Genomic DNA, 17,761 nt, shown 5'->3' on the forward strand with positions numbered 1-17,761 from the left:
CATCATTATTGCATATGCGCTTTTTACTTTTATGATAAACGGAATAGCCAAATCACTAGGCGGTCAATGCAAGAAACAAATCGAGCTCAGTGTAGTATTTTTAATGCGTTAGTCCAATCTGAGAATACTGAAAAATACAGTTCAAGTAAATGAGGAGACTGACCAGCCGTTATTTTTAAAGGTAAATGAGAGTCTGAAAAATTGGCGGGTAATTGCTTTAGTCAACATCTTAGTACGTCAGCGGAGTACAAGTTCATCCATACTAAGAGTAATCGTGATGCTGCCGAAGTTTTCTTGATGCCATCTTTGCATAAAAACGTTACATCTTGGCTAAAGTAGAGTATAATAGCTTTATTGCGAGGTGATGCATTAGAGCTATTCTCCAATGATTAACTTTTAAATCCTTAACGCCTTGTTTCCACACGAATACCAGCTAGATGCAAAAGATTGCGGCCCTGCATCAATTAAAATTATAGCTAAATACTATGGGCGTTTTTATAGCCTGCAATTTTTACGGGATCTTTGCGGCATTACACGCGAAGGCGTAAGTTTCTTGGATATTAGTCACGCTTGTGAAAAAATAGGCCTTCGCACACTCAATACAAAAATAACCTGGGAGGAATTGCAAAGGGCGCCGCTTCCGTGTATAATACATTGGAATGAAGATCACTTTGTAGTCTTGTACAAGATTAAAAAGAGAAAGAAGTTTATTGGACAAAGCAGCAATGAGCCAAATCATACAGTTTATATATCTGATCCTGCGAAAGGATTATTAAAATATTCACAACAAGATTTTAAAAAAGGTTGGCTCGGTAACAGGGATCGTTGGGCTGTAATGCTGATGGAGCCAATGGCAGATTTTAAACAACGAGATGTTGTTGAAAAGAAGGAAAGACTAAAAACGGTGGAAAACGTTCTGGGCTACTTTACTCCCTACAAAAAGGCCTTCAGAACCCTGCTGTTTGTAATGTTGATTGTAACATTGCTTCAGTCGCTGTTGCCATTTATTTCAAAGTCGGTAATCGATGTAGGGATCCAAACAAACGACGTCAATTTTATTTATCTTGTTTTAATCGCAAACATAGTTATCATTCTTAGTACGCTTCTTTGTAACGTGGTGCGAGACTGGATTCTGTTACATCTTACCTCAAGAGTCAATATTGCGATTATTTCTGATTATCTCATTAAGTTAATGCGATTGCCCATTACATTTTTTGAAAATAAACTTGTTGGTGATATTATTCAAAGAGCCAATGATCATGAACGTATTCGGGCTTTTGTGATGAACAACTCACTAAGCTTTCTATTTTCAACACTCACTTTTTTTGTGTTTATCGGTGTATTATTCTCATATAACCAGTTATTAGCTGTTATTTATATCGTTGGAAACGCTCTTTATATTGGCTGGATATTCCTGTTCTTTTCAATCAGGAGGAAATTAGATTGGGAGTATTTTGAGCTTGTTTCAAAGAACCAAAGTTTTTGGGTTGAAACTATCGGCGGTATCCTTGATATAAAGGTTAATAACTATGAGAACAAGAAAAGGTGGCGGTGGGAAGGTATTCAGGTGAGAATGCACAAACTCAACCAGAAAGTACTCGCGATAAATAGCATGCAAACGCTAGGAGGGCAATTTTTTAACCAGCTTACAAATTTATCTATAACTTTTTTTTGTGCAGTTCAAGTGCTGAAAGGTCAAGCGACTTTCGGAGTTATGATTGCTACACAGTTTATAATTGGCATACTCGGTGGACCCATTGCTCAATTCATTTCTTTTATCCAGTCGTTCCAATATGCAAAAATTAGTTTTTTTCGTTTAAATGAGGTTCATCAACTTGAAGAAGAAGAGGAACGGGTAACTGGTTCGGTTTTATTTCCTGATAGCAAAAGTCTTTTTTTAAAGAATGTTAGTTTTCAGTATTCTGTAAATACAGCTCCCGTACTACGCAATATTTCATTGATCATTCCGCAGCATCAGGTTACCGCAATTGTAGGTGATAGCGGAAGTGGAAAATCGACACTTTTAAAGGTTATCATGCGACTGTATAAACCAACGTATGGAAATATTTATATAGGAAATACGAATCTGGAAAATATCAGCCTACGTGACTGGCGAAACAACTGTGGCGTGGTACTGCAAGATGGAAAAATTTTTAATGACACTATATTAAACAATATTGTACTTGAAGATGATAATATCGATTACAGTCGTTTAAGAAAAGCAGTGCGAGTCGCAAATATAGAGGGTGAAATAGACGCAATGCCGTTAGGGTATCAGACAATGATGGGTGAGGAAGGCAGAGGTCTCAGTGGCGGGCAAAAACAAAGAGTATTAATAGCGAGGGCCCTCTATAAAGATCCTGATTATCTGTTTTTTGACGAAGCCACAAACTCTCTGGATGCGATAAATGAACAGAAAATAGTTGATGCGTTGGATGCAGTGTTTAATAATAAAACAGTGATTGTAATTGCGCACCGTTTAAGCACTATTGTCAAGGCTCAACAAATCATTGTCATCCACAAGGGAAGTGTTGTAGAAATTGGGAATCACGACATTTTAATGAAAAAAGAAAACGGGCATTATGCTGCTTTAGTGAAAGCTCAAATGGGAGGAATGTTATATGCAAGCTGAAAAAGAAGCAGTAATGCACTTATCTTTACGACAGCATAGGTCCGAAGAAGTAACGCACATTTTGGAGCGTATGCCGAACAGATTTGGAACAGTCATTTGTGTTATTGTTTTTGTTTTAGTATCTGCAATGTTGTTCTTTGGATGGATTATTAAATATCCCGATGTTTTAAGAGGAGAGGTTACTATCAACAATTTATCTGCTCCTGTTAAATTAGTTTCTAATAGTGAAGGTAGATTGTCGTTATTAACCGATACTGGTAAATATGTTAATGAAAGTGATTATATAGCTGTAATAAAAAATCCAGCCGGCATTATAGACGTTCTTCATGTTGACAGTCTTGTTAAGAACGTAGATATTCGCAAACTAGCTTACAACGTGCACCGGCATTATTTTCCCGAAACTGTTTCGATAGGAGAAATTAATCAACCGTATTTCGATTTTTTGACTTCACTCTATCAATATCTGGATTATTATCACGAAAAGCCCTTCGAGATTCAGCGAAGCATTTTGCAAAAACAATCATTGTCGCAGCAATCATTATTGCGAAATGCACATAATAATTATAAAACAGAGCATGAAAAATATAAATTAAGTCAAGGATTTTATTACCGCGACTCAATTTTATTTCATCAAAAGGTTATTTCTGCTGATGAATTTGAAAAAAATAAACTGGCCCTGGAAAACGGCAAACAGCAGTATGAAGCACTGGAGAGAGATATTACATCTAGCAAATACCAGATTGAAGAGACCAATAGTAAAATACAGCAGCTTAATGTGCAACAAATTGAAAAGGAACATAACCTGGAGATAATTCTATATAATGCTTATTACCGGCTTGTAGATGCGATTAGGCAATGGGAGCATAAGTATGTTTTCGTGGCCCCTTTCGCTGGCAAAGTTGAATTTTTAAATTTCTGGAAAAACAATGATTATATAGAGAAAGGAACTGAAACATTTTCTATAATACCGGAAACGTCCGCATTAAGGGGCCAAGTTCATCTTCCAACCAGTGGTGCAGGGAAAATTAAAGTAGGTCAAGACGTAATTGTTAAACTCGACGATTATCCTTATATCCAATTTGGTTCAATTCAAGGGCGGGTACAGGGCATATCGCTGATTGCGAATCAGCAAATGAATGTGAATAATCAAAGGGTAACCAACTACCTCGTAACAATATCGTTTCCAAATAGTTTAAAGACAAATTACGGCTCATTGCTGAAATTTCGATCTGAGGCAAGGGGAACAGCTGAGATCATTACAGAGAAGAGACGCTTAATTGAGAGGATATTTGACAATTTAAAGTATTCCGTGCATTAATGCATAGTTTAAAATCATGATGAATCATTTTGTCATGATTAAAGCCGAGCATTGATTGCTTTGGTCTACTAGATATTGTATGAATTCAATCTGAAATCACTTCCGCTTCTTCACTATTCACCATTCACTATTTGGCTTTCTGATGAATTTGTTATAAATTCCTCACTCATTTAACTTGCTTATGAATCGCTTGCTAACCGCAGACTATATCGTTTTTGCCATTTACTTTGTCATTGTTGCCACGTACGGTTATTTTATCTATCAAACCAAGAAAGCCAAAACACTTAATTCAAAAGATTTCTTTTTAGCAGAAGGATCTCTTACCTGGTGGGCAATCGGCGCATCGCTTATTGCTTCTAATATTTCTGCGGAACATTTTATCGGTATGTCCGGTTCCGGGTTTGCTTTGGGATTAGCCATATCAACCTATGAGTGGATGGCAGCAGCTACACTTATAATCGTCGCAATCTTTTTTATTCCGGTGTACCTGAAGAATAAGATTTACACCATGCCGCAGTTTTTATCGCAGCGGTATAACGATACCGTGAGTACAATTATGGCGATATTCTGGTTGCTGGTATATGTGTTCGTTAATCTTACTTCCATCATTTACCTCGGCGCGTTGGCTGTTTCTTCGATTTCAGGAATAAGCTTTGAATGGTGCATGGTAGGGTTAGGAATCTTTTCCATTATTGTAACATTGGGAGGGATGAAAGTGATCGGGTACACCGACGTTATCCAGGTGTTGGTACTTATTATGGGAGGACTAGTGACGACCTATCTCGCTTTGAACCTGGTTAGTGAGCGGTTTGGTTATGGGAAAGATATTTTAAAAGGACTAAGTGTAATACATGAAAAAGCTTCGTCACATTTTCACATGATCTTCGATAAGTCGCATCCTTATTATAAAGATTTGCCTGGCCTTTCTGTATTGATCGGTGGTATGTGGATCAACAACCTGAATTATTGGGGATGTAATCAATATATAACCCAACGTGCATTGGGTGCGGATTTAAAAACGGCAAGAAGCGGATTGTTGTTTGCAGCTTTTCTAAAATTGCTTGTACCATTAATTGTTGTAATTCCCGGCATTACCATGTTCGTAATGCATCAGAATGGAATGTTCCAGAAAGAGATGGTTGATGCCGCAGGCGTAATAAAACCTGATCAGGCCTATCCAACTTTAATGAACCTGTTACCTCCGGGTTTGAAAGGGCTGGCTTTCGCTGCGCTTACTGCGGCAATTGTGGCATCGTTAGCTGGTAAGGCGAACAGTATTTCAACCATTTTTTCGCTTGATATCTATCACAAATATTTTAAGAAAGATGCAACAGAAAAGCAATTGGTAACAACCGGGAGACTAACAGTTGTTGTGGCGATGTTACTCGCTACAATTGTTGCTCCTGCTTTAAAATCGCTGGACCAGGCTTACCAGTTTATCCAGGAATATGTTGGCTTTATTTCTCCTGGTGTATTCGCTATTTTCCTGTTGGGCTTTTTCTGGAAGAGGACGACTTCTGCAGCAGCACTTACTTCAGCGTTGTTAACCATTCCGCTCTCAGCGGTGTTGAAGTTTTTGCCGGTTTGGACAAACGGAGCTTTTCCTGATTATCCTTTTCTGGACCGCATGACCATTGTTTTCGCAATTCTGATTGCACTTGTGATTATCATAAGCCTGTTAAGTTCGCCCGGAAAAGAAGAACATAAAGCCCTGATCGTTGATAAATCCATGTTTAAAAGTTCGCCCGGATTTATTTTCGGCTCAGTGATCATTATGGGGATTTTGACGGCCCTGTACACAATTTTTTGGTAGTTTTTTTTAAGCTTAAAGCCTAAAGCCTAAAGCCCAAAGCCTAAAGCTGGTGGTTCAGTTTTAAACATGCTGATGCATTTTAGGGCACTTTAGCGTAAAACATTCATTAACAACTCATAAACAGACTTGCATCATAGACGGTTTAGTTTTAAGCTTTAAGCTTTAGGCTTTGAGCTTTCTTCTTTCCGCTTTTTTTTGTAAATTTCACTATTAAAAACCGCTTGCATGAAAAACGAAACGACATTTTCGGCTGATGAAATAGCCCCATTACATAGTATTGAGCAATGGGAAGATGACGTGTTGGAACGCTATCCCGAACCAGGAGAGCCCGCAAAAACAAAAGAAGAATTTCGCAATTATGATAATCCCGGACGTGATACCGTACGGGAGTTTTACAGGCTGAATCACAAATACCAGACCTACGATTTTGTTATAGAGAAAGAAAAAGATTTTCTTCAGTTCAACCGCAAAGAATTGAAATGGTGGGACGCGATGGAATTTCTGAACACATTGGTAGATGATTCAGATCCTGATATTGATCTGGATCAGCTGCAACACTTGTTGCAGACTGCAGAAGCTATCCGCGCCGATGGTCACCCTGACTGGTTTGTACTGACAGGTTTCATTCATGATATGGGTAAAGTTTTGTGCTTGTTTGGAGAACCCCAGTGGGCCGTTGTTGGAGATACATTTCCTGTGGGCTGTAAGCATTCAGACAAAATTGTTTATCCTGAATTTTTCAAAGACAATCCGGATTCATACGACGAACGTTATAATACAAAATATGGTATTTATGAACATGGTTGCGGATTAAGAAATGTTCATATGTCATGGGGGCACGATGAGTACCTCTATCAAATGCTCAAGGATTATATGCCCGAACCGGCATTGTATATGATCCGCTATCACTCTTTCTATTCCCAGCATCGTGAAAACTCCTATGATCATTTACTGGATGATCATGATCGCGAGATGTTTGACTGGGTGAGAAAATTTAATCCTTATGATCTGTATTCAAAGAGTCCGAAACCTCCGGTGGTTTCAGAGCTAAGGCCTTACTATGAAGATCTGATCGCGAAATATTTGCCTTCAACAATCAAGCTGTAAGCTATTAGCTGTCAGCAATGAAGGTCAGTCTGCAGGTTCCGGAGTTCGCAATAAATCAGACATCCGGGATCATAACATCAGACATATCCAATCTGATTCCGGATAAAAAAGTTGAAAACACCACGTTTTCAACTTTTTTTGTTTATCCTCATTACTGCCTCTATTTTTACCCGTTATTCAACATTCACATGAAAAAGAAAATACTCCTGGCCACAGCTTTAGTGGCCATATTTGCCGCCTGCAAACAGGCTGACAATAAAAAAGAAGGCCTACAGGGTGATATCCTTATTACAAACATGGACACAACCGTAAATCCGGCACAGGACTTTTTTGACTTTGCCAACGGAGGATGGCTGAAAAAGAATCCGATTCCGGGTGATGAAACCGGTTGGGGGATCGGCCAGCTGGTTAACAAAGAGCTATACGAGCGCAAGCTGAAAATTAACCAGGATGCGGCCTCAAAGAAAGATGCCAAAGGTGTTGAACAACAAATCGGCGATTTTTGGAAAGCCGGGATGGACACAGTCAGCATAGAAAAAATGGGACTTGATCCGCTTAAGTCCGGGTTGGCAAAAATTAACGCCGTTTCAAATATTGCAGGGTTAATGTCTGTTGCTGCGGAGTTACATAAAATGGGCGTAGGCGTCTTCTTTGATGAAGGAATTTCCCAGGACGCGATGAACAGCGATGTCATGTCATTTCAATTGTGGCAGGGTGGACTTGGGTTGCCTAACCGCGATTACTACTTTAAAACAGATGAGCGTACTACTAAAATACGCAATGCATACCCCGGTTATATATCCAAAGTTTTTCAGCTAGCAGGTAACGATACAGCAACAGCCGCAAAAAAAGCAACAGCCATTGTTGCGCTGGAAACGCAGTTGGCAAAAGCTTCGCGCAAGTTGGAGGACCTGCGTGATCCTTATAAAAATTATAATAAGATGAGTGTTGCCGGTCTGCAAAAGACTGCGCCCGGCGTTGACTGGAACAGGACCTTCCTGGAAATTGGATTGCCTAAATTAGATACTGTAATAATTGGTCAGCCGGAATTCTACAAAGCGCTGAATGAAGTAGTAACGAAAGAGTCTTTACAAACCCTGAAGGACTATATGTCTTTTCATTTGGTGAATGATTTTGCTCCATATCTAAGTAAGGCATTTGTTGACGCAAAATTTGATTTCTATAATAAGACAATCCGTGGCGCACAAGAGCAGCGTCCGCGTTGGAAGCGTGTGCTGGATGCAGAGGAAGGCGCCATGGGAGAAGCGCTGGGACAATTGTTCGCGAAAGAATATTTTAACGAGAAAGCCAAAGCCCGTTATGAAGAAATGGTTGAACGCGTACGTTTAGCTTACAAAGCGCGCATAGAGAAACTGGACTGGATGGGCGATAGCACAAAACAGAAAGCCCTTACTAAATTAGCCGGTATCAAAAAGAAAGTTGGTTACCCGGATAAGTGGAAAGATTTTTCTGCAATGAAAATCACGCCAACATCTTACGTGCAGAATATCATTGCATCACGTGAGTGGTGGAACCAATACAACATCAATAAACTTGGTAAGCCTGTTGATCGCGATGAATGGGACATGACACCGCAGACATACAATGCCTATTACAATCCCTCCAACAACGAAATTGTTTTGCCTGCCGGACAGTTTACTGTGCCTGGTTACAGGGATGAACAATTGGATGATGCGTTGGTGTATGGTTATGCTGCTGCATCAACTATTGGTCATGAGATTACGCATGGTTTTGATGATGAAGGCCGCCAGTTTGATGAAAAAGGTAATCTGCACAGCTGGTGGACAAAAGAAGATGAAACCAAGTTTACGCAGCGTGCACAATTGCTCGTTAATCAGTTTAATAACATTGTTGCTTTGGATACGATGCATCTGAATGGCAAAGCATCATTGGGAGAAAACCTGGCTGATCTTGGCGGAATCCTTATAGGGCTTGATGCCTTCAAACAAACAGATGCCTACAAGAAAGGAGAGAAGATCAACGGACATACACCGCTGCAGCGCTTCTTCCTGGGCTATTCACTTGGATGGCTGTATCAGAATCGTAAAGAACAATTAGCCAGCCAGATCCTGACTGATGTACATGCGCCTGCTAAATTCCGGGTAAATGGTCCGTTTCCCAATGTGCCTGAATTCTATGAAGCATTTAATGTTAAACAGGGCGATAAAATGTATTTGGCGGATAGTTTGAGGGTGAAGCTCTGGTAATTGACAATTGAAAATGGAAAATTGAAAATTGGGTAGATGTGCAAATGTGCAAATATGAGAATGTGAGGATGTGCAAATATGTAAATGTGCAAATGCAATAACCGTGGACTACTGACAGCCTTGCTAAAACCCGAAGGGTTGAAATTATTATAGCTCTTACATAATGAGATGAACTAAAATCCCGAAGGGATGACATTATATGAAGATGGGTTCGATAACCACCTATGGATTGATAGAATAAAGAAGGTTGAAAGTTTTTACGCTTTCAACCTTTTATTTATCCAACAATTTCTGTGTCAGTGCTTAAACAAATCAGACATCAGCAAATCAGAGATCAGCGATCCTTCTTATTTTTTGTTTCTTTCGCCGTCACATAAAACATCTTCTCAATTCCCTCTTTCGTGATCAATGCTTTTTGACCTTCTGAAATATTGCTGCTCTGCCATTTTGTGGTTGGCTTAATGGAGATTGAGCTGCTTTCATTCTGCAGCACTACCGGCAGGTTAAAGCTGTTGATGCAATTGGTCCATTTATAAGATACTTTCTTGCCATCTTCAGAGAAATAATATTCCAGAACGGGAATAGTTGTATTGCGTAAATACTGATCAAATACCGGCGCGAAATTTATTCCGCTTTCTTTGATAATGTATTTCTCTATCTCCTGTGTTGTTACAGTTGAATGGTAGAACGTCTTACTCAATCCGCGCAATATATTTCTGAATTTTTCATCATTGTTAATTGCATGGCGGATTGTATGCAGCAGGTTGGCTCCTTTGGGATACATATCGCCGCTACCTTCCTGGTTAACGCCATAATGCCCGATAATGGTCGCCCTGTTTTGAATACCACGGCGTTGTCCGTAATTGTATTCATTCGCTGCTTCTTTACCGCTTTGGCATTCAGTGAACAAGGTTTCGCTGTAGTCAGTAAATCCTTCATGCACCCACATATCAGCTATGTCTTTGCTGGTAATGTTGTTACCAAACCATTCATGGCCACTTTCATGAACAATGATATAGTCCCATTTCAATCCCCAGCCTGTACCTGAGAGATCCCTTCCGAGATAGCCATTCATAAACTTATTCCCGTAGGCTACTGCACTTTGGTGTTCCATGCCAAGGTGTGGCGACTGAACAAGCTTATAGCTGTCTTCATAAAACGGATAAGGTCCGAACCAATGCTCAAAGCAGGAAAGCATCGGCTTTACTTGTTTAAATTGTTCTTTAGCCTGATCTAAATCCTCCTGCAATGCCCAGAAGCTCAGATCAAGTTTGCCTTTTTCGCCATCAAACGAATCAGTAAAGTTCACATACTTACCTATGTAAGGTATAATGTCGTAGTTGTTAATTGGATTTTTTACCTCCCATTTATACGTAGCCAGTCCGTTTTCTTTTTTAAGATCTGTCATTCGTCCGTTGCCAACCGCTACTAATGTGTCAGGCACAGTTATGGATAGACTTGCTCCATTATCCGGCTCATCGCTCTGATGATCTTTGCATGGATACCACACGCTGGCCCCCAGACCCTGGCAGGCCACACTCATCCAGGCATTACCGTTACGGTCATGTTTCCAGATCCAGCCACCATCCCAGGGTGGGTTCACCGCTTCTTTGGGAGTACCATGGTATTCAATGGTCATTTTTCTTTCGCCTGGTTTTATCTTGTACTTTTTATTGGTATCGCGTACATAAGCCCAGCATACGTTATCCTCCTGTTTAAAGGAGATATCTTCATTTTCGTCACCTTGAATTTTGTCAACAATTAAGGGCTTCTGCAAATCAATCTGCATAGTATAAACGCCGCTGTCGAAATAAGTGATGGTCGTTTTTCCCAGGATGCTTTTGGTACTATAATCAGGTTTTACCCAGATGTCATATTTCAATACATTCCAGTTTCTTCTTTCTGGGGTTATTGAGCCACGCAAAGTATCTGCGTGCGTGTATTTTGCGTGATCAGTCATTAATTGAGCATGTAAATCGTGTCCACAGAGAAATGCCACGGAAAAAAATAGTAATAGTTTCTTCATAAAATAAAAATAGGATATTCGATTAATTATGGCAGAGAAGTTTTACAGGAACGGCGTAAGAAGCTACGCTTATCACAATAAATGGTCAATATTTGGCTATTTGATGATAGTGTTTGTCTGTGCCTGTATTTCCTGTAATTCCGGGAGAACTGAAAATAAACAAGTGTTCATTTATAATGAAGTTACCGGTATTGCCACACTTGATCCCGCCTTCGCAAAGAACCAGTCCGTTATGTGGGCAGTTCATCAACTCTACAACACATTGATTGAAGTAGATGAAAACATGAAAATCGCTCCATCCCTTGCAACGCGTTGGGAGATCAGCGATGACAGGCTTACATATACATTTCATTTGCGTACAGATGTATATTTCCAGGACAATGATGCCTTTCCCAATGGCAAAGGGCGCAAAATGACCGCGACTGATATCGCTTATAGTTTACAACGAATAAGAGATGCTAAAACTGCAAGCAGTGGTGCATGGATCTTTAACAACCGGGTTGCTGAGGATGGTTTTGTAGCAGTAGATGATTCAACTTTCAAGGTTAAGCTCATCAGGCCATTTCAGCCAATTCTCGGCATTCTCAGCATGCAATATTGTAGCATCATCGCGCGTGAAGCTGTAGAAAAATATGGGCCGGACTATAGGCGTCATCCGTGTGGAACCGGACCTTTTCAATTGAGTTTGTGGGAAGAAGGCCAGGCGATGATTCTGCAGAAGAACCCGCATTATTGGGAAAAAGATACTAACGGAGCTGCATTGCCGTACCTGGATGCGGTGAAAATAAGTTTCTTCGATAACAAGGCAACGGAGTTCCTGTTATTCAGGCAGGGACAGTTAAGTTTTATCAACGATATTGATCCTTCTTTTAAGGATGAAGTACTCACTAAAAAAGGAGAATTGCGTAAGGAATGGCAGGGAAAAATTGTTCTTCAAAAGCATGAATATCTGAATACAGAATATTTCGGGATACTGGTGGATGATAAAAGTAATCTTCTTGCAAATTCACCGGTAAAGATCAAGGCTGTGAGGCAGGCCATGAACTATGCAGTCGATAAGAGGAAACTGGTAATGTATCTCCGCAATTCAATCGGGCTACCTGCGGAATCAGGTATTGTGCCGGATGGATTTCCTTCTCAAAATGTACAAATGGTAAAAGGGTATACTTATGATCCATCGAAGGCCGCAGCCTTATTGAAGGCTGCGGGGTTTGATAAAGGTCAGGGATTGCCGCCGGTTAAATTGCTAACAATACCGATCTATGAGGATATTGCCAGCTTTTGTGCAAAGCAGATGGAAGAAGTTGGTTTAAAAGTCCAGGTGGAAGTAGTGCAAAAGGCATTGCTGCTTGAACAGACCGCAAAATCACAAGCTTTATTTTTCAGGGCGAGCTGGATGGCAGATTATCCTGATGCGGAAAATTACATGACGATGTTTTATAGCAAAAATCCCGCTCCGCCAAACTACACAAGATATAAGAATCCAGCCTTTGATGTATTGTATGAAAAAGCGTTGCAGGAAACCAATGATTCTTTGCGCTATGCTTTGTACCGGCAAATGGATCAAATGGTAATTAACGACGCCCCGGTAATGCCGATATTTTATGATGAAGTAATTCATCTTGTAAACAATCATGTCGAAAACATGCACGCCAATGCGTTAAATCTGTTAGAACTGAGGAAGGTAAAAATTAAGTAGATTTTTTTATTGAACTATATAAGTAAGGTGTGGCCGCGCCAACATTTCTTTGTAAACAACTGAGAAAGCCCAAAGCCTAAAGCTGACCGAAGCGAAGTTTTTTAAACCATATAAGTCATATAAGGGCGTGTAAGACCTTACCACCCGAGGTTAATGCTGATTAGGGTAGTTTATGCCTACTCAGCCAGTTTGTGCCCTTCACCATTGACCAATTGACTATTCACCAGTTGTTTAGAAGATACATAAGAAAATATAAGGTTTGTGACTGGATTACCTGAAAACTTACTGCTTCTAATACTCAAATAATTAAATCCCTAATTGCATTAAATTATTGTAGGACGGTGCAAGAATTCTCGCTCGCAAACTTAAATGTCCTTATATGTCTTATATGGTTCAAAAAAAATCTTATTGTTTTAAAAGCTGAATTTGACGCCAAGTTGAGGCAGCAGCATGTCTGTTTCAGATGATTTTTCAGTAAACACAACATTGCCCGCGTCATCTATTTTAGGATCTGTGAGGTATTTGTTATTCTGCCCAAGCAGGTAAGACATTTTAGCTTCCAACCATAAATTGCCTCTTTTGTTTAACGCAATGTCAACGCCGGCGGAGCCTCCATATGCCAATGTCCATCTTGCTTTGCTGGAATTGGAATAGCCATTGTCATAGTCGCTGTAGTAAGAACTCACGTTAATAGAAGAATAAAAATCATTAAATCCAAACATGCCATCAATAAAAGGTTTAACAGTCGCTTTGCCCGGAGGCTGCAATCGCATGTTGAAAAAGATAGAAAAAACATTGCTGCTGGCCGTAATTCCATACTCATCATAATAACCGTTTACATAGCCATAAAATGTTGAGGATCTAAGACCTCTTACCTGGTAGCCTAGCTCAAGCCCAACATAAACAGGCGCCATATCTGAGGGCTGGTACAAAAAATTGAATCTCGCGCCAACAGCCGTTTTATCACTTACATCCTTGAACTCACCCACAGGAATACCTGCGTTTACATTAAACACCGCGGAAAATTTCTGCCCAAACGAAAACTGTACAAGGCAACAGGCAATTATTACTATAATAACTCTCATTTGTAAGTTTGATACAATAATACGACGGCCGTGATGTATGTCCATGTCCGTTCATCAAAAATGCAGCTTAAAAAGGGACTCGCGAGGAGGAAGACGATCGATCGGGAAGTCATTTACGGGGCAGTGCCGTTCATCAATCTAATTGAAACAAAAAAAGCCAATGAAAGAATTCATTGGCCTTTGGTTTTAAAATCATAGGGGGAAGATTTCAAAACGGTATTTATTTTTTAAGCTTATCCTTAAATATTTTTTCAAATTTTTCAACCTTGGGCTGGATTACATATCTGCAATACATCTGTCCGGGATTGCTGTTGTAGTAATCCTGGTGATATTCTTCCGCCGAATAAAAAACTGTATAAGGTTCAATTGTAGTAACCACAGGTTTGTCGTATGCGCCGCTTTTATTTATCTCATCTTTATAATGCTGCGCTTTTTCTTTTTGTTCTTCATTATGATAGAAAATAGCGCTGCGGTATTGTGTTCCCACATCATTTCCCTGCCTGTTAAGTGTGGTTGGATCGTGCGTTTTCCAAAATACCTCCAGCAATTCATCATACGTAACCTTTTTAGGGTCATAAATTATCTGGCACACTTCTGCATGATTGGTTGTGCCAGTACTAACCTGCTCGTAGGTAGGGTGAGCAACATTGCCTCCGCTATAGCCGCTGACAACTTTTACAACTCCTTCCAGTCGTTGAAACACCGCTTCGGTACACCAAAAACAACCAGTGCCAAAAGTGGCAGTGTCCGTCGCGACATGTGCAGCCGCCAAAGGTTTGTCTTCGCTCATACTTTTCTTCTGATTTATTTGACCTGCACAGGAGGTTAATACCAGTGCGGTGATGAATGTAGCATTAAAAGCTTTAGATAATCTAGACCACATGGCTGCAAATAGCAATTATTATGTTGGTTGAACAAGTTAATTAACATTTTTACAATAATGCAGCCGGAATAGAAGAAAGTTATGGAAATTAGGAGCTAATTTAAATAACAACAACCGACAGCTAATTTGTTTACCCGGCGTTTGATCGATTTTAAGAAAAAGTTGTAAAAACAGCAGTTTGTATGCGACTGAACAAATAAATTAACTTTGCCGGTCAATTGGATTTATTACATGAAATTATACCCGGAATCAGCGAGCACGCAGTTGGAGTTTGATAAGGTAAAGGCGTTATTAACAGAACATTGTAGAACGGTTTATGCTAAAAATAAAGCAGAAAACTTACGTATACACACCAAAAAAGAATTTATAGATACGGAGCTGCAACAAACGAATGAGTTTAAGATGTTGCTGCTGCAGAGCCAATATTTTCCCAACGATTTTGTGCTGAACATAGCCAGAGAGATTAAACTGCTCAGCATTCCCGGCAGCATGCTGGGAGGGGAGCAGCTTATGTTTGTGCGTAAACTGGCCGATTGTGTTCAGAATATTTTCAGATGGTTTGATAGCGAAAAACGTCTCGCCTATCCGGCGATGACCAGGGTGATAGAAGGTACATATTATGAAAAAACTATTATAGAGCTGATTGATGATGTGCTGGATGAATATGGAAATGTAAAAGACAACGCATCGCCGGAATTGCAGAAGATACGCATGAGTCTCTTTAGAAAACGGAACGAATTGCGCCGTGTTTTTGAAAGGGTGATTGCTAAGCTGGCAAAATCCGGCTACACCGCCGATATTGATGAAAGCTTTAGCAATGGGAGAAGGGTTGTGGCCGTTTTTTCAGAATACAAGAGACAGGTAAAAGGTATTCTTCACGGTGAAAGTGATAGCAGGAAAACAGCTTACATTGAGCCTGAAGAAACCATCGAACTGAATAATGATGTGTTCTCCCTGGAGAACGAGGAGCAAAAGGAAGTAACCCGGATATTGCGTGAGCTTACAGCAAAGCTTTCAGTATATAGCGCGTTACTGCAAGTCTATCTGCAGGTAGTTGGTGAATTTGATTTCATCAGGGCGAAAGGGAGGCTTGCCGTTGACATGAACGGAAACTATCCGAATGTGCTGGATAAGGCGATCATTGACATGAAAGATGCTTATCATCCACTATTGTTTCTCTATAACAAACAATCAGGAAAGCCTACTATTCCGGTTACATTAACGCTCGATGGTAATCAGCGCATTCTTGTGATCAGCGGTCCGAATGCTGGTGGTAAAACTGTAACCATGAAGACCATCGGATTGAACCAGATGATGTTGCAAAGTGGTTTACTGGTGCCTGTTAGTCCTGTTTCTCAAATGGGTATCTTCAAGCAGTTGTTTATTCACATAGGCGATACACAAAGCATCGAGTTTGAGTTGAGTACGTATTCATCTCACCTGTTGCATATGAAGCATTTTATTGAAAATGCCAATGGCAAAACAATGTTCTTTATTGATGAGCTGGGAAGCGGGAGTGATCCCAACCTTGGTGGTGCTTTTGCCGAAGTGATTATGGAGGAATTGGCGCGCAGGCATGCTTTTGGAATTGTAACCACGCACTATCTCAATCTTAAAGTGATGGCGAACCATACGATTGGAATTGTGAATGGTGCAATGGCTTTTGATGAAAAGAACTTGCAGCCCTTGTATAAATTAATGGTAGGAAAACCCGGAAGCTCCTACACTTTTTCGATAGCGGAACGCATCGGTTTACCGCAACATCTCATTAATCGCGCAAAAAAGCTGGTTGATGAAGATCATTTCAGACTGGATAAGTTGTTAAACAATACGGAGCAGGATCTTCAGAAGCTGGATAAGGAAAAACGTGATCTGCAGCGTTTATTAAAAGAGAACGAAAAGCTGAAGAAAGAGATGGAGGTGGTGCTTGATAAAGAAAGGCATAAACAACAGGTTGAATTGATCAGGCACCAAAACAAGATTACAGAGGAACGCATTAATGAATTAAAAGATACTGAAAGGAAGCTAAAACAGATCGTATTAGAGTGGCGCAAGTCTGAGAACAAGGAAGAAGTGATGCGCAACGTGCAGAACCTGCTGTTTAAAAAGAAAGAGCAGGTAGTGAATAACAAGCTGGCGAAAAAAGTTGAATCTAAATACCGTGAGACTGCCGCTGAAATAGCAATTGGCACCAAAGTGAAAATGAAAAAGAATCACCAGGTGGGAATTGTAAAGGAGATCAGGGGACGTCGTGCTGTTGTTCAGATCGGGTTATTACCGATGAGTGTGGATTTAAAAGATCTTGTTGCAGTTGAAGAAAAAATTATTACAACTGAATAAAGGTTTTATATTTGATAATTATGTTGTTTTCGGGATCATTCCCGGAAACAACATAAAATCAAAACGATAGCTTATGATGCCTGATTACTCAGGTAGTTGAGTAATTATGCCATAGCGCCGTTTATCAGCATTAAATTCCCAATGAAACACTCAAATATCCCATGGCTAGCTTTAACAACGTGTTGTTAATTGAAGACGATCCTGTAACGGTAATCGTATGTGACCGCATTACTAAGTCAACCGGATTTTCCAAATCTTTTAATTACGTAGAAAACGGTCTTGAAGGACTTAACTACATCAAGCGCAAGGCAACTGAAGCAGATCCGAGCCTGCCTGATTTAATTCTGCTTGATCTGAATATGCCTGTTATGGATGGGTGGGAATTTCTGGACCGGTTTAGTGAAATCGCGCATCTGTTTCCTAATCAGCCAGCCGTTTATATATTGTCATCTTCTGTAGATGCTGAAGATCAACACAGGGCACTTGCGTATCCTATGGTGAAAAACTTTCTTTCCAAGCCGCTCAATAAAAAATATCTCGAGAAGATTACAACGGAATGCAGTGTGAGTTACTATTAAGAATTTCAGCAACTAAATGATATAATACATAAAGGCAATCGCGTTATGAGAA

At 40.1% G+C, this 17,761-nt stretch carries 11 protein-coding genes; 8 read left to right on the forward strand and 3 right to left on the reverse strand.

What is annotated here, in order from left to right; all coding sequences use genetic code 11:
• Positions 1-412: 412 nt before the first annotated feature.
• The 5 genes from QTN47_RS04240 (at position 413) to QTN47_RS04260 (ending at position 9,098) form a co-directional block, all read left to right on the forward strand.
• Positions 413-2,632 (forward strand): peptidase domain-containing ABC transporter, encoded by a 2,220-nt coding sequence (locus QTN47_RS04240; protein ID WP_369328078.1) that lies wholly within the window; start codon positions 413-415, stop codon positions 2,630-2,632.
• The gene (locus QTN47_RS04245) at positions 2,622-3,950 is read left to right on the forward strand and encodes an HlyD family secretion protein (protein ID WP_369328079.1); all 1,329 of its coding nucleotides are present in this window, start codon (positions 2,622-2,624) and stop codon (positions 3,948-3,950) included. The genes QTN47_RS04240 and QTN47_RS04245 overlap by 11 nt, the downstream gene beginning before the upstream one ends.
• A gap of 181 nt (positions 3,951-4,131) precedes the next feature.
• Positions 4,132-5,763 (forward strand): sodium/sugar symporter, encoded by a 1,632-nt coding sequence (locus QTN47_RS04250; protein WP_369328080.1) that lies wholly within the window; start codon positions 4,132-4,134, stop codon positions 5,761-5,763.
• Positions 5,764-5,988: 225 nt separating this feature from the next.
• Positions 5,989-6,870 carry an inositol oxygenase family protein gene (locus QTN47_RS04255; protein ID WP_369328081.1) on the forward strand — a complete coding sequence of 294 codons (882 nt, stop codon included), beginning with the start codon at positions 5,989-5,991 and terminating at the stop codon, positions 6,868-6,870.
• A gap of 188 nt (positions 6,871-7,058) precedes the next feature.
• Positions 7,059-9,098: a M13 family metallopeptidase gene (locus QTN47_RS04260; protein ID WP_369328082.1), complete on the forward strand. Its 2,040-nt coding sequence runs from the start codon at positions 7,059-7,061 to the stop codon at positions 9,096-9,098.
• A gap of 334 nt (positions 9,099-9,432) precedes the next feature.
• Here the strand turns inward: QTN47_RS04260 and QTN47_RS04265 are convergent, their stop codons facing one another.
• Positions 9,433-11,124: a M1 family metallopeptidase gene (locus QTN47_RS04265; RefSeq protein WP_369328083.1), complete on the reverse strand. Its 1,692-nt coding sequence runs from the start codon at positions 11,122-11,124 to the stop codon at positions 9,433-9,435.
• Between the two features lie 28 nt (positions 11,125-11,152).
• Between QTN47_RS04265 and QTN47_RS04270 the strand changes: the two genes are divergently transcribed.
• Complete coding sequence (locus QTN47_RS04270; protein WP_369328084.1) at positions 11,153-12,823, forward strand: ABC transporter substrate-binding protein; 1,671 nt, start codon at positions 11,153-11,155, stop codon at positions 12,821-12,823.
• Between the two features lie 413 nt (positions 12,824-13,236).
• Here QTN47_RS04270 and QTN47_RS04275 read toward each other — a convergent pair whose 3' ends face one another.
• Both QTN47_RS04275 and msrA read right to left on the reverse strand, forming a co-directional pair.
• The gene (locus tag QTN47_RS04275) at positions 13,237-13,908 is read right to left on the reverse strand and encodes a hypothetical protein (protein WP_369328085.1); all 672 of its coding nucleotides are present in this window, start codon (positions 13,906-13,908) and stop codon (positions 13,237-13,239) included.
• Between the two features lie 220 nt (positions 13,909-14,128).
• Positions 14,129-14,698 carry a peptide-methionine (S)-S-oxide reductase MsrA gene (msrA, locus tag QTN47_RS04280; protein ID WP_369328086.1) on the reverse strand — a complete coding sequence of 190 codons (570 nt, stop codon included), beginning with the start codon at positions 14,696-14,698 and terminating at the stop codon, positions 14,129-14,131.
• 324 nt (positions 14,699-15,022) lie between these two features.
• Between msrA and QTN47_RS04285 the strand changes: the two genes are divergently transcribed.
• Positions 15,023-17,131: an endonuclease MutS2 gene (locus QTN47_RS04285; RefSeq protein WP_369328087.1), complete on the forward strand. Its 2,109-nt coding sequence runs from the start codon at positions 15,023-15,025 to the stop codon at positions 17,129-17,131.
• Positions 17,132-17,292: 161 nt separating this feature from the next.
• A complete protein-coding gene (locus QTN47_RS04290; protein WP_369328088.1) occupies positions 17,293-17,709 on the forward strand; it encodes a response regulator in 417 nt (138 codons plus the stop codon).
• Positions 17,710-17,761 lie beyond the last annotated feature (52 nt).

It is taken from the genome of Danxiaibacter flavus (genome assembly GCF_041060425.1).
Lineage (GTDB): Bacteria > Bacteroidota > Bacteroidia > Chitinophagales > Chitinophagaceae > Danxiaibacter > Danxiaibacter flavus.

Coding starts and splice junctions, on each gene's coding strand:
- QTN47_RS04245 (WP_369328079.1), top strand. CDS start 2,622: ATGCAAGCTGAAAAAGAAGCAGTAATGCACTTATCTTTACGACAGCAT.
- QTN47_RS04250 (WP_369328080.1), top strand. CDS start 4,132: ATGAATCGCTTGCTAACCGCAGACTATATCGTTTTTGCCATTTACTTT.
- QTN47_RS04255 (WP_369328081.1), top strand. CDS start 5,989: ATGAAAAACGAAACGACATTTTCGGCTGATGAAATAGCCCCATTACAT.
- QTN47_RS04260 (WP_369328082.1), top strand. CDS start 7,059: ATGAAAAAGAAAATACTCCTGGCCACAGCTTTAGTGGCCATATTTGCC.
- QTN47_RS04265 (WP_369328083.1), bottom strand. CDS start 11,124: ATGAAGAAACTATTACTATTTTTTTCCGTGGCATTTCTCTGTGGACAC.
- QTN47_RS04270 (WP_369328084.1), top strand. CDS start 11,153: ATGGCAGAGAAGTTTTACAGGAACGGCGTAAGAAGCTACGCTTATCAC.
- QTN47_RS04275 (WP_369328085.1), bottom strand. CDS start 13,908: ATGAGAGTTATTATAGTAATAATTGCCTGTTGCCTTGTACAGTTTTCG.
- msrA (WP_369328086.1), bottom strand. CDS start 14,698: ATGAGCGAAGACAAACCTTTGGCGGCTGCACATGTCGCGACGGACACT.
- QTN47_RS04285 (WP_369328087.1), top strand. CDS start 15,023: ATGAAATTATACCCGGAATCAGCGAGCACGCAGTTGGAGTTTGATAAG.
- QTN47_RS04290 (WP_369328088.1), top strand. CDS start 17,293: ATGGCTAGCTTTAACAACGTGTTGTTAATTGAAGACGATCCTGTAACG.